Source organism: Tsukamurella sp. USMM236, assembly GCF_037148755.1.
Classification (GTDB): Bacteria; Actinomycetota; Actinomycetes; order Mycobacteriales; family Mycobacteriaceae; genus Tsukamurella.
The window spans coordinates 158,668-171,266 of record NZ_JBBCSS010000008.1 but is presented as its reverse complement, the minus strand read 5'-3'; the positions used below and the strand labels follow the sequence as shown (position 1 = coordinate 171,266).

General features: G+C 71.8%; 10 protein-coding genes. 7 read left to right on the top strand and 3 right to left on the bottom strand.

Features of this window, described 5'->3' with window-relative positions:
- Window positions 1-18: 18 nt before the first annotated feature.
- From WFK95_RS21850 to WFK95_RS21840, 3 genes are all read left to right on the top strand, one after another.
- Entirely contained in the window at window positions 19-720 is a 702-nt protein-coding gene (locus WFK95_RS21850) for a FadR/GntR family transcriptional regulator (RefSeq protein ID WP_336671954.1), read from the top strand.
- Between the two features lie 186 nt (window positions 721-906).
- A complete protein-coding gene (locus WFK95_RS21845) occupies window positions 907-2,058 on the top strand; it encodes an acyltransferase family protein (protein WP_336671953.1) in 1,152 nt (383 codons plus the stop codon).
- 32 nt (window positions 2,059-2,090) lie between these two features.
- Window positions 2,091-2,693 (top strand): RBBP9/YdeN family alpha/beta hydrolase, encoded by a 603-nt coding sequence (locus tag WFK95_RS21840; protein ID WP_336671952.1) that lies wholly within the window; start codon window positions 2,091-2,093, stop codon window positions 2,691-2,693.
- A 258-nt stretch (window positions 2,694-2,951) separates the two neighbouring features.
- On the opposite strand, the gene WFK95_RS21835 is transcribed toward WFK95_RS21840, so the two are convergent.
- Window positions 2,952-3,629 carry a FadR/GntR family transcriptional regulator gene (locus WFK95_RS21835; RefSeq protein WP_336671951.1) on the bottom strand — a complete coding sequence of 226 codons (678 nt, stop codon included), beginning with the start codon at window positions 3,627-3,629 and terminating at the stop codon, window positions 2,952-2,954.
- Between the two features lie 172 nt (window positions 3,630-3,801).
- On the opposite strand from WFK95_RS21835, the gene WFK95_RS21830 reads away from it, so the two are divergent.
- Genes WFK95_RS21830 through WFK95_RS21820 form a run of 3 tightly spaced genes read left to right on the top strand, consistent with a single transcriptional unit; the run spans window position 3,802 to window position 8,971 of the window.
- Window positions 3,802-5,553, top strand: a complete 1,752-nt coding sequence (locus WFK95_RS21830; RefSeq protein WP_336671950.1) for a 2-isopropylmalate synthase — start codon at window positions 3,802-3,804, stop codon at window positions 5,551-5,553.
- Window positions 5,554-5,603: 50 nt separating this feature from the next.
- Entirely contained in the window at window positions 5,604-8,069 is a 2,466-nt protein-coding gene (gene glgP / locus WFK95_RS21825; RefSeq protein ID WP_336671949.1) for an alpha-glucan family phosphorylase, read from the top strand.
- Window positions 8,066-8,971 (top strand): ROK family protein, encoded by a 906-nt coding sequence (locus WFK95_RS21820; RefSeq protein WP_336671948.1) that lies wholly within the window; start codon window positions 8,066-8,068, stop codon window positions 8,969-8,971. The genes glgP and WFK95_RS21820 overlap by 4 nt, the downstream gene beginning before the upstream one ends.
- A 9-nt stretch (window positions 8,972-8,980) precedes the next feature.
- On the opposite strand, the gene WFK95_RS21815 is transcribed toward WFK95_RS21820, so the two are convergent.
- A complete protein-coding gene (locus WFK95_RS21815; protein ID WP_336671947.1) occupies window positions 8,981-10,078 on the bottom strand; it encodes an FAD-dependent oxidoreductase in 1,098 nt (365 codons plus the stop codon).
- A gap of 165 nt (window positions 10,079-10,243) precedes the next feature.
- On the opposite strand from WFK95_RS21815, the gene WFK95_RS21810 reads away from it, so the two are divergent.
- Complete coding sequence (locus WFK95_RS21810) at window positions 10,244-11,572, top strand: WS/DGAT domain-containing protein (RefSeq protein WP_336671946.1); 1,329 nt, start codon at window positions 10,244-10,246, stop codon at window positions 11,570-11,572.
- Here WFK95_RS21810 and WFK95_RS21805 read toward each other — a convergent pair.
- On the bottom strand, window positions 11,560-12,549 hold the full coding sequence (locus WFK95_RS21805; RefSeq protein WP_336671945.1) for a LacI family DNA-binding transcriptional regulator: 990 nt from the start codon (window positions 12,547-12,549) through the stop codon (window positions 11,560-11,562). The genes WFK95_RS21810 and WFK95_RS21805 overlap by 13 nt on opposite strands.
- Between the last annotated feature and the right edge of the window lie 50 nt (window positions 12,550-12,599).

Below are 12,599 nucleotides of genomic sequence, written 5' to 3'. Positions count from 1 at the left end.
GACTGCAGGAGGTGACCAATGACCGCGACACCGGCAATGCCGCAGCGAACCGCCCTTGTAGGGCAAGTGATCAACATTCTTCGGTCCGAGATCGCCAGCGGCCGTTGGCCCGTCGGCTCCAAGATTCCGGTCGAATCTGAACTCGCCACCGAGTACGGAGTCAGCAAAGCAACGCTCCGGCAGGCAGTCCAAGCGCTTGTTCATGTAGGAGTGTTGGAGACCATCCAGGGCAACGGCACCTTCGTCCGCGCTTCCGACGAGGTAGGGCCAGTGCTATCGCGCTACCTCGCGGAGGAAGACGACGTCACAGTCCTCGAAGTCCGCGAGGCGATCGAAGCCACCGCTGCGGCTCTGGCTGCAACGCGAGCCACTGACGAAGAGATCGCCGCAATGGAAGTGCTGATCGATCGCGCCGATGCGGCGATCGCTGCGGACGATCTCGAAACATCGAACGCTCGGTCCGTGGACTTCCATGCCGCGGTAGTCAGCGCCGCTCGCAACCCGGTCCTCCAACACTTCTACGATGCGATCGAGGCCGCGACTGTTCGGATGATCCGGTCGTGGACTACACCTCAAGCGCCGCAAGATTTCCACCGGGAACACCGGGGCATCTTGGCCGCGATCAGCGACCACGACCCCGAACGCGCACGCGCCCTATCGAGGGAGCATCTGGCCCCGGTCCTTGCGGCAGCTCGCACGTCGACGGAGCAGCTCTACTAAGCGCACATTCCGACGCCTCACGCCGGTCGCCGGTTCCCTACAACGAGGGAGTCGACTCGGCGACAGTCCTTCGGTATCAGCCACCCTCACACGACGATCCGCTGTGCATGACCCTCAGCCCCGAAGAGCCGTTTCGTGCGTGCTCAGGAGGCGCAGCCGTGTGAACAACCACGGAGACCCCCGGATATGGCAACGACCTCGATCGAACCGGCACACACGAACACGCAGCATCGGCAGCGGCGTCTCGATTCCCTGACAGCGCTCAGATTTCCGGCAGCCCTGGCGGTCATGCTTTTCCACAGCGCGCTGCCGGAGCTGAACCCGTTCCATAACCACACCGCAGCAGATCGCTACTACGGCCTGCTCTGCCAAGCGGGCGGGCTCGGCGTGACCTTCTTCTTCATCCTCAGCGGATTCGTCCTCACCTGGTCCTACCGCCCCTCGCAGCCTCGTTGGGAATTCTGGGCACGCCGATACGCCAAAATCATCCCGCTCTACATCCTCGCCGGCCTTATCGCCGTCGTGACGCTGGTCGCCGTCGCCTCGCCTCCGACGAGGCAGGACATCATCGACTACTTCACGATGACCCAGGTCTGGCACCCCGAGTATCTGCGCAACTTCGCACTGCTGCCACCCGGGTGGTCGCTGAGCGTAGAGGCGCTGTTCTATCTGACCTTTCCGCTCCTCTGGAGCCGGATAGCGGCATTCAGTGTCCGTTCGGCATGGGCCGCCGCGGCGGCATCCATGGCGACCATCGTCGCCGTGTGCGTGATCGGATCCGTTCTGCCCACGACCGGCGGTGTGGTCAGCAATGAACCTAACCACCACGGCCTGGAGCTCTGGTTCACCTACGTCTTCCCGGTTGGACGGATGCCTGAGTTCGTCCTCGGCTGCTGCCTGGCGGTATTGGTCAAACGAGACGCCCTCCCACGGATCAGTATGGCGACAGCGGCCCTCTCTATGGTCGCCGGATACCTGATCGCGTCGATCATCCCGGTCACCTACGGATGGCGGATCCCACTCGTGATTCCATGCCTGCTTATGATCGCGGCTACGGCGCGCCTGGATCTCGAAGGTGCACCCAGTCCGCTCCGTCGTCGCCCCCTGCAGCGACTCGGGGAGTGGTCCTTCGCCTTCTATCTCCTCCACTATTCAGTCCTCAGGCTGCTCCACCACGCCTTTGGGGCGCGCCTTAACAACATCGCCGCGGACGTGCTCTACCTCACGCTCGCAGCGATTGCGTCGATCGTAGTGTCGGCTCTACTCTTCAAATACTTTGAAGAGGTAACGATGCGGTGGGCGCGATCCGGAATTATCAAGCTCCGCGGCACCGGGTAGTGCGGCTGGATAGAAGGGGCTGGGAAAGCGAGATGGTAAGCACACAGATCGAACGGGCGATTATCGTCCACGGGTACCTGGGCAACTCCGGGAAGCACTGGTTTCCGGAGTTGATTGACGATCTCGTGAAAATCGGGATCGATGCACGCGCGACCGACCTCCCAAGCCCTGAGCAACCCGATCTTGAGCGGTGGGTGGAGCACCTCTCACTTACCATTGGACAACCCGACGAGGGGCTACTCGTAGTCACCCACAGCCTCGGCGGGCTGGCCGTTGCGGCCTACCTCGGAGGCCTGGACTACGCCTTCACGCTCGGCGGACTCCTGGCTGTGGCGCCGTTCTATAATCCCTTGCCAATCTTGCCCGAATTGGATCATTTCGTAGCAGCCGTGAGTGCACCCGAGGAGAAACTAGCAACAATCGGCAGGAGCACGTTGAGCCGGAGAGTGATCAGGTCCGACAACGACCCTTACGTACCCAGGGGACACTCCGAACGCTACGCCCAGCAACTGGGCGCGTCGACCGTCGTTGATGCGTCGGCAGAGCACTTCTTCGATCGGCGGTACCCAAGTATCGCCACCACTGCCGGCGAGCTCACGCAACTCGGGCAGTCGCATGCTGGCCGCTCGACATAAGGCGGCAGCGGTGCCTCACGACCGGGCGGGCCGGTCCAACAGGGGTGATGGCTCCCGCTGAGCCGATCACGCGAGATCAGAAATTGGACTGTCGAGGGTGGCTTGAAATCGGAGCATCGTGAGCCGCGCGGTCTCCAGGCCGCCTTCCACGAGGCCGAGCGTTGTAGGTATTCAAGTGGCCGCCAGAGCTGCGGATACCGCATCGCCGGAAGCGGCGCCTCGAGCGAACATTCTCTCGCTTCAGGGCCTGACCTGAGTTCAGTGCGCGGCTCGCCGGGTGAGCATGCCGGACAGGTGTTCCCGGCTCAGCCGTGCGGCCGCGGCGGCGTCGCCGCGCTCGACGGCGGCGAGCAGGTCCGCGTGCGATTCCTGGTCGTCGTCCCCGCCGTAGGGCTCGGGCCGGGACCGCAGCATGTCGACCATCGCGCGCCGCAGGTGCGCGGCGATGCCGTCGAACATCTCCAGTAGCACCGGGTTGTGGGCGGCCGCGATGACCGCGCGGTGGAAGTCGGTGTCGGTCTCGACGTGGCGCACCAGATCGGCGCGGTGGGCCGCGCGGATGGCGAGCGCGGCGCGGATCGCGTCCAGGTCGCCCTCGGTGCGGCGCCGGGCGGCGAGGGCCGCGGCCTCCACCTCGACCGCGATCCGCGCCTCGAGCACCGCGTCGATCGCGGCCCCGTCGAGCATCGTGTCGAGGCCCGACGGGGCGTCGAGCCTGGTCACGAACACCCCGGCGCCCTGCCGCGTTGCGAGCACACCGATCCCCGCGAGTCGGCGGATCGCCTCGCGCACCGTCGAGCGTCCGACGCCGAGCTGCGTGGCCAAGGTGGTCTCGCCGGGGAGCTTGTCGCCGACCGCCCACTCGCCGGATCGGACGCGGGCGAGCAGCGCGTCGGCGGCCTGGTCGGCGAGCGAGGTGCGGCGGAGCGGGGGCATGCATCGAGAATACTTCTCAGCTTGTCTGAGGAGTTGTGCTAGGGTCGTCGGCGTGACACAGCAGGGCCACCTCCTTCTCCTTCCGCGCCACGGCGGGGCCTGACTTTCCGGGCCGGCCTCCCGCCGTGGGGATTCCGTGCCGGCCCGCCCAGGAACCGACGAAGGAACCGTCATGCCCTTCCCCACGATCGACACGCCCCGCGGCCCCGTCCCCACCGCCGCGCCCGCCTGGAACCGCCAGCGCGGCTCCCAGATGCCGCACCACCGCTACCGCGACGTCCACGCCCGCGTCGACGTCCCGCTCACCGACCGCACCTGGCCTTCCCGGCGCCTGACCGCGGCGCCGCTGTGGGTCCCCGTCGACCTGCGCGACGGGAACCAGGCCCTACCCGAACCGATGGATCCCGCACGTAAGCGCCGGTTCTTCGAGCTCATGGTCGCCATGGGCTACAAGGAGATCGAGGTCGGCTACCCGTCGGCCTCGCAGACCGACTACGACTTCGTCCGGCTCATCGTGGAGACCGACATCGCGCCGGAGGACGTCACCGTCGTCGTCTTCACGCCCGCCCGCCGCGACCTGATCGAGCGGACCGTCGAGTCCGTCCGCGGGATCCGCAACGAGGTGGTGATCCACATGTACACCGCGACCGCGCCGACCTGGCGGGACGTGGTGCTCGGCCGGGACCGCGACGAGCTGCGCTCGCTGATCCTCGACGGCGGACGCGACCTGCTCGCCGCCGCCGGCGACCTCGACGGCGTGCGGTTCGAGTTCTCGCCCGAGGTCTTCAACCTCACGGAGCCCGACTACGTGCTCGAGGTCTGCGACGCGATGACCGCGCTGTGGGACGCGACCGTCGAGCGGCCGGTGATCCTCAACCTGCCCGCGACGGTCGAGGTGGCGACGCCGAACGTCTACGCCGACCAGATCGAGTACATGCACCGCAACCTCGCCCGCCGCGACGCGGTGATCCTCTCGGTGCACCCCCACAACGACCGCGGGACCGGCATCGCCTGCGCCGAGCTGGCCGTGCTCGCCGGGGCGCAGCGCGTGGAGGGCTGCCTCTTCGGCAACGGCGAGCGCACCGGCAACGTGGACCTGGCGACGTTGGCGCTCAACATGTTCGCGCAGGGGATCGACCCGATGGTCGACTTCTCCGACATCGACGAGGTGCGGCGGACCGTCGAGGCGTGCAACGGGATCGCCGTGCCCGACCGGCACCCGTACGTCGGCGACCTCGTGCACACCGCGTTCAGCGGCACCCACCAGGACGCGATCAAGAAGGGCTTCGCCGAGCACCGCACCCGCGCTGCGGCTGAGGGGCGACCGGAGCGGGCGATCGAGTGGCGCGTGCCCTACCTGCCCGTCGACCCGGCCGACATCGGCCGGACCTACGACGCCGTCATCCGCGTCAATTCCCAGTCGGGCAAGGGCGGCATGGCGTACCTCCTGGAGCGGGACCTGGGCCTGGAACTGCCGCGGCGACTGCAGATCGACTTCGCCCGCCACGTCCAGGCACACGCCGACGAGCACGGCGCGGAGATGGACACCGCCGCGCTGTGGGCCGTCTTCGAGCGGGCCTACCGGGCCGCGGGCGGGCGGTTCGAGCTCGTCGACTGCGTCGCGGAGGAGGGCGCGGCCGGCAGCCGGGTCACCGTCGGGCTCCGGGTCGACGGTGCGCCGCACCGCACCGTCGTCGACGGCGTGGGCCCGGTCGAGGCGATCGTCGCGGCACTCGCCGAGCACGACGCGAAGATCGACGTGCTCGCGCTGCACCAGACCGCGCTCGGCCGCGGCGACGACGCGGAAGCGCTCACGCTGATCGAGTACCGGCGCGACGGCGAGGTGCGGTGGAGCATGGGGCGCGACCGTTCCGTGCTGGCCGCGACAGCCGCCGCCGTGATCGGCGCGGCCCAGGCCACGTGACCCGCCGGTAACGTCGCGGGCGGCGCGGGCAGGCAATAGGGTCGGTAGGCGTGCACGCAGAAGGAACCTTCACCGTCGAGCCCGCCTACCCCGAGTCGCTCGCGCCGCTCGCCAACCTCGCGCGCAACCTGCGCTGGGTGTGGCACGGCCCCACCCAGGACCTGTTCGCCACCGTCGCGCCCGAGGTGTGGGCGGCGACCCGTGACCCGCTCGAGGCGCTCCGCGGCGCCGATCAGGCGCGGGTGGCGGCCCTCGGCGACGACGCGGAGTTCGTCGCGCTGGTCCGCGCCGTCCACGCCGACCTGAACGACTACCTCACGCGGCCGTCCTGGGCCGACGAGCTCACCGACGGCGCGAAGGGGATCGCGTACTTCTCGATGGAGTTCGGCGTGAGCCAGACGCTGCCGAACTACTCGGGCGGGCTGGGCGTCCTGGCGGGCGACCACCTCAAGGCCGCGTCCGACCTCGGGCTCCCGTTGATCGCGCTGGGCCTGCTGTACCGGCACGGCTACTTCCAGCAGTCGCTCTCCGCGGACGGCTGGCAGCTCGAGGCGTACCCCGAGCTGGACCCGGCGCAGCTGCCGCTGCGGCCCGTGACGCTCTCCAGTGGGCAGCAACTGGTGGTCTCGGTGCCGCTCGAGGGCCGCGTGCTCAGCGCCGCCGTGTGGCGGGCCGATGTCGGACGGATCCCGCTGCTGCTCATGGACACCGACATCGAGAACAACGACCCCGATCTCCGCGGAGTCACCGACCGGCTCTACGGCGGCGACGCCGAACACCGCCTGCGGCAGGAGATCCTGCTCGGCATCGGCGGCGTCCGCGCCGCCCGCGCCTTCTGCGACCTGACCGGCCACCCCGGCGTCGAGGTCTTCCACGCCAACGAGGGCCACGCCGGCTTCCTCGGCCTGGAGCGGATCCGCGAGCTCATGGCGACCGAGGAGCTCAGCTACGCGGAGGCCCGGACCCTGGCGCGCACCGCCACCGTGTTCACCACCCACACCCCGGTGCCCGCCGGGATCGACCGGTTCCCCGTGGACCTCGTGCGCCGCTACTTCGGCGACGGCAGCCAGATGTGCTCGCTGCTGCCCACGGTGCCCCTCGACGAGATCATCGCCCTCGGCGCCGAGGCCGACCCCGGCGTCTTCAACATGGCCCACATGGGATTCCGGCTCGCCCAGCGCGCGAACGGGGTCTCGAAGCTGCACGGCGCCGTGAGCCGCGAGATGTTCGCCGGCCTGTGGCCCGGCTTCGAGCCGGCCGAGGTGCCCATCGGCTCGGTCACCAACGGCGTGCACCACGGAACGTGGGCCGACCGCCTCGTCGCCGAGCGCGCCGCCGACCCGCTGTCCATGCCCGACGAGGCCCTCTGGCGCCTGCGCACCACGCTGCGCCACCGCCTCGTCGACGAGGTGCGCACCCGCACCCGGGCGGCGTGGCGCGAGCGCGGCGCCGTGGACGCCGAACTCGGCTGGACCGAGCGGATGTTCGACCCCGAGGTGCTCACCATCGGCTTCGCCCGCCGCGTCTCGACGTACAAGCGGCTCACCCTGATGCTGCGCGATCCCGAGCGGCTGCGCGCGCTCCTGCTGGACCCGGACCGACCCGTCCAGGTGGTCATCGCCGGCAAGAGCCACCCGCACGACGACGAGGGCAAGCGCCTGCTGCAGCAGCTGCTGCACTTCACTGACGATCGCACCCTGCGGCACCGGATCGTCTTCCTGCCCAACTACTCCATCGGCATGGCCGGGTACCTCTACCACGGCTGCGACGTGTGGCTGAACAACCCGCTGCGGCCCCTGGAGGCCTGCGGGACCTCGGGCATGAAGAGCGCGATGAACGGCGGCCTCAACCTCTCGGTGCTCGACGGCTGGTGGGACGAGCTGTACGACGGGAACAACGGCTGGGCCATCCCGTCGGCCGTGGGCGTGGACCCGGGCCGCCGCGACGACATCGAGGCCGACGCCCTGTACGACCTGCTCGAGCACGACGTGGTGCCCGCCTTCTACGACCGCCGCGACGCGGACGACGCGCCCCCGCGCTGGCTCGCCAAGGTGCGACACACGTTGTCCGCCACCGCGCCCGAGGTCGCCGCCGACCGGATGGTCCGCGAGTACGCCACCGCCTACTACCGGCCCGCCGCCCGCTCCGCCCGGGCGACCAGGCCGGCCATCGGCGACCTCGTCGAGTACATCGACAAGGTCCGCTCCGGCTGGGACGCGGTGCGCGTCGGAGAGTCCACCGCGACCGTGCTCCCCGAGGGAGTGGAGATCGCCGCCGCCGTCGCGTTGGGGGCGCTGGAGGACGGCGACATCCGCGTCGAGGCCGTCATCGGCGGCGTCGACGAGGCCGGGGACATCGTGGAGGGCAGGGCCGTCCGGCTGCACTTCGACGGCGAGCGCTACCGGGCCGTGCTGCCCGGGCAGGTGGGCCGGTTCGGCTACGCGGTGCGGGTGCTCCCGCAGCACCGCCTGCTCACCGGCCCCGCCGAACTCGGTCTGGTCCGGTACGCGCGATGACCGTCCTCGCGGTGGACCTCGGCGGCACCAAGGTGGCGGCCGGGCTGGTGGAGGCGGACGGCACCGTCGTCGAGGCGTCGCGGCACCGTGCACCAACCGGGCCCGAGGCGACGACCGCCGAACTCGAGGCCGCGATCACCGGCGTCGTGCGCGACGCCCTCGCCGCCGCGGACGGGCCGGTCCAGGGGGTGGGCCTGGCCGCGGCCGGGCCGGTCGACGACGCGGCGGGCACCACCTCGCCGATCAACCTCGAGGCGCTGCACGGCTTCCCGCTGCGCGACCTCGTGGCGGACGCCGCCGGCGGCCTGCCCGTCGAGTTCCGCCGGGACGGCGTCGCGATCGTGCTCGGCGAGCATTGGCTCGGGGCGGCGCGCGGCCACGAGGACGCCCTCGGCATGGTGGTCTCCACCGGCATCGGCGGCGGCTTCGTCGTGGGCGGCCGCGCGCTCGTCGGCAACGCCGGGCACATCGGTCAAGTCGAACTGTCGGGGTACACCGGCAGCGAATCCCTCGGCCGCACCACCATGCTCGAGTCCGTCGCCTCCGGTCCGCACACCGTGGAATGGGCGCGCACGCAGGGCTTCGATGGCTCCACCGGAGAGGAGCTGGGGGAGGCGTACCGCGCCGGGGACGCCGTCGCGGTCGCCGCGGTCCGACGGTGCGCCGCCGCCGTCGGCCAGGGGATCGGCAGCGCCGTGGCGCTGGTCCCCGTCTCGGTCGTCGTCCTCGGCGGCGGATTCACCCGCGTCGCCGACGATTTCGTGGACCTCGTGCAGGCCGCGGTCGCCGCGCACCCGCTGCCCTACGTGGCCGCCGCGCGGGTCGTCCCCGCCGGCCTCGGCGCCGACGCGCCCCTCATCGGTGCCGCGGCGCTCGTCTACCGGCGCGCCGTTCTTGCCTGATCGGCGTCGTCACGCCAGGCGGAACGGCGAGCGGGCGCCCGGGGTGGAGGCGAGTCGGGCCAGCAGCTCGCCCAGCGCGGGCAGGAACTTGAAGCCGTGGCCCGAGAACCCGGCCGCGACCGTGATCGGTCCGACGCTGCCGATCGCGAAGTCCGCGGTCGGGGTCGTCGTGTACGTGCAGCTGATCTCCTCGAACCGGTCCGGGTCCGCGCCGGGGATCCACTCGGCGACGTACCGCCGGAGGGCGAGCAGCTGGGCCGGTTCCGATCGCAGGGTGCGCGCGTCGGGATCAGTGACGGGGCCCACGCCGTGCCACCCGGCCTTGATCCCGACGCCGGGCGTCCAGCCGCCGTAGACGGCCGAGGGCCACCACGCGGAGTCCGCCTCGGGGTGATGGTTGAACGCGGGCAGGTCGGGGAGCGGCGCGGCGAGCGCGAAGTGCGCGGGCTGCTCCTGGGTGACGGTGAGCGGGGGCAGGTCCACGACACCGTCCAGCAGGCGGTTCGACCACGCGCCCGCGGCGACGACGGCGGTGCGGGCGGTGATGGGCCCGCCGTCGGTCTCGATGACCACGCCGTCGTCGTTCGCCTGGAGCGAGGTGACCCGGGTGCCCTCGAGGATCCGTGCGCCGCGGGCCTCCGCGACCCGGTAGAGCGCGTCGACGGACCGCTCGGCGTAGAGCCGCCCACCGTCGGGGAGGTGCACGGCGGGGCCGGCGAACCGCAGCTGGGGCCACCGTCGGGAGGCCTCGCGGGCGTCGAGCAGCTCCGCACGCAGGCCGATCGTGGGCAACGCCTCCAGGAGGTCCGCCACGTCCGGCCGCGGCCCGCGGTTGACGACGCCCACCTGGTCGAGGAGGTGTGCGCCCGACTCGGCCTCGATCTCCCGCCAGAGGGGGAGCGCGGCGCGCAGCAGCGCGAGGTACTCGGGGCGGGTGTAGCCCGGGTTGAAGTTGCGCGTGGCGCCGTGCGAGGCGCCCAGCGCGTGGGCGCGTCGGTACCGCTCGATCAGCACCACGTCGACCCCGGCGCGGGCGAGGGCCCACGCTGCGGCCGCCCCGACACCGCCGCCCCCGATGACCGCGACCCGGTGGCCGGTCCGTCCCATCCGCGTCTCCTTCTCCCGGCCGGCGAGTCCGTGTCGGCCGGGCGTCGTGATCGAAACTACGGGAGACCGTGTGGCGAGGGCTTCTCCTCAGGGGGATCCGATCGTGGTGACGACATGGCTTCCGCCGTCGCGGAGGCCGGGATCCGCGTGCGTTAGCGTGGTGGCGTGACCGGTGGGCTCCTCTCCCCGCGCGACGCCCGTACCCATTGGGCGTCGGCGGTGATGCCGAGCGACCAGTTCCTGCTCTACTGCTTCGACCACGGCGCCGGCCCGGCACCGTCGGCCGCGGAGGTGGCGGACGTCGTGCTGGCACGCGCACCGTCGATCGCGGACCTGCGGCTGCGGATCGCGCCCGCGCCCGGCGATCTCGAGCACCCGGCGTGGGCGCCGGGCGAGGTGGCCGACGTCCGCGAGGGGATCGCGCACACCTGGGACGCGGTGCCCGGCGCCGTGGCCCGCCTGTTCGCCCGGCAGGTGGATGCGACGGTGGCGCCCTGGCGGCTGCACGTCTTCCCCCGGGTGGCGGGCGCGCCGCGGTGCGCCGGCCCCGCGACCGTGGTGGTGCTGCAGGTGGCCCACGCCCTCGCGGACGGCCGACGGTCCGCCGAGATCGCCCGCGCGCTCTTCGGTTCCGGCGCAGCGGGTGAGGCGCCGGTCTTCCGGCCACTGCCCGGCCCGCTCCGCGCCGCCCGGGGCGTGCTGGGGCTGCCCGTCGCGCTGGCCCGGACGGTGGCGCTCGGCGCGCTCGCGCCGCGGGCCCGCGCCGCGATCGACCGGCGCACCCGGGACGGCGCGCTGCCGCCCGCGATCCCCGGCTGTCCCCGCACCCTGCTCAACACCGCCCCCGACGCCACCCGTGACGTGCGGATGCTGGTGCGCGACACCGCCTCCCTCCATGCCGGGCACACCGTCACGGTGACCGCGCTCGCCGCGGTCTCGCTGGCCGTGGAGCGGTACCTGCGCCTCCGGGGCGGGGCGGTGCCCGCGGAGCTGTCGGCGGAGGTGATGGTCGCGCGCGAGCGGCGGCACGGCGAGCGCAACGCCTTCGGCAACGTCTCTGTGCCGCTGTACCCCGGCATCCCCGCCGCGGAGCGTCCCGCTCGCATCGCCGCGGCGTTGGCCGCCGCCCGCGAGCGCGCCGCGAGTCCGTTGTGGCGCACCGTCGGGGCGGCGGAGGATGCAGCACCGTCGGCCCTCGCGGTGCTCGGCGTGCGCGCCTTCGACCCCACGATCGTCCCGGACACGATGGCCGGCGCGACGGTGCTGTCGAGCGTGCACCGCGGACCGGCGGACCTGGAGCTGCTCGGCGGGAGATCGGTGTTCACCGCGGGCTTCCCGGCGCTGTCGCCCGCGATGGGGCTCACGCACGGCGTGCACGGACTGGGCGACACGGTGACGGTCTCCGTGACCAGCAGTCGTACCGCCGTGCCCGACCCGGACGAGTACGCGGCTCTGCTGGCGGCTGCGCTCGACGAGGTGGCTCAGGACCGCTGAGGCGCCGACCCGGTCGTGTCGCCGACGACGAGGTCGACGTCGAGCGCGAGCGTCGGCAGCGGCGCGCCGTCCTGCGCGGCCAGGACCGCCTGCGCAGCGAGCCGGCCCATCTCGACGATCGGCTGCCGGATCGTGGTGAGGACGCGGTCGAAGCCGTCGATGCGGACACCGTCGAAGCCGACGACGGAGAGGTCCTCCGGGACGCGCAGGCCCCGGGACTCTGCGGCGCGGATCACCCCGGCGGCCAACAGGTCCGACTGGGCGATCACCGCGGTGGGGGCGTGCGCGTCGAGTAGCTCGCCGCCCGCGCGGAAGCCCTCGTCGATCGTGCTGTCGGCCGAGACGACGACGGCGGAGTCCGGGAAGGCGGCCAGCGCCGCCGCCGTGCGGGCTTTCTCGACGTCGCCGTGGCGCAGCCGCACGACGCCGACGGACCGGTGGCCGAGTGCGCGGAGGTGGCCGGTCAGCAGGGCGGTGGCGGCGCGGTTCTCGACGCCGACGCTGCCGATGTCGTCGACCTGGTTGCCCGCGGTGACGACGGGGATCGCGCGCTTCGCCATCGCCGCGCGCAGCGAGCCGAGGGCGGGGGAGCAGCCGGCGGCGACCACGCCGTCGACGGGGAGCGACCGCAGGCGCTCCTCCGGGAGCGAATCGGGGAGGAGCAGGACCGAGGTGGGGCTCGCGGCCAGCGCGGTCGACACCCCGTCGAGGATGCCGATGATGACCGGGTCGCGGAAGGCGCGGCCCGCCTCGTCGTCCACCTGGACGCCGATGATGTCGGTGCGGCCGCTGCGCAGCGACCGGGCCCGCGGGTCCGGCCCCTCGTAACCCAGCTGGGCGGCGGCGGCCAGGACGCGGGCGCGGGTGGCGTCGCTGATGGGCTTGTCGACGCCGAAGGCGTGGGACGCCGTCGACAGCGAGACGCCCGCCGCCTCGGCGACGTGCACCAGCGTTATCCGGTTTGACCCGCGTGTCATGGGGACCTAGCCTAGCAAGCAACAATCGAAACGTTTCGAAGGGTTGATCG

Excerpts from the sequence above, each read along its gene's own strand:
- WFK95_RS21850 (WP_336671954.1), top strand. The coding sequence starts at position 19 with ATGACCGCGACACCGGCAATGCCGCAGCGAACCGCCCTTGTAGGGCAA.
- WFK95_RS21845 (WP_336671953.1), top strand. The coding sequence starts at position 907 with ATGGCAACGACCTCGATCGAACCGGCACACACGAACACGCAGCATCGG.
- WFK95_RS21840 (WP_336671952.1), top strand. The coding sequence starts at position 2,091 with ATGGTAAGCACACAGATCGAACGGGCGATTATCGTCCACGGGTACCTG.
- WFK95_RS21835 (WP_336671951.1), bottom strand. The coding sequence starts at position 3,629 with ATGCCCCCGCTCCGCCGCACCTCGCTCGCCGACCAGGCCGCCGACGCG.
- WFK95_RS21830 (WP_336671950.1), top strand. The coding sequence starts at position 3,802 with ATGCCCTTCCCCACGATCGACACGCCCCGCGGCCCCGTCCCCACCGCC.
- WFK95_RS21820 (WP_336671948.1), top strand. The coding sequence starts at position 8,066 with ATGACCGTCCTCGCGGTGGACCTCGGCGGCACCAAGGTGGCGGCCGGG.
- WFK95_RS21815 (WP_336671947.1), bottom strand. The coding sequence starts at position 10,078 with ATGGGACGGACCGGCCACCGGGTCGCGGTCATCGGGGGCGGCGGTGTC.
- WFK95_RS21805 (WP_336671945.1), bottom strand. The coding sequence starts at position 12,549 with ATGACACGCGGGTCAAACCGGATAACGCTGGTGCACGTCGCCGAGGCG.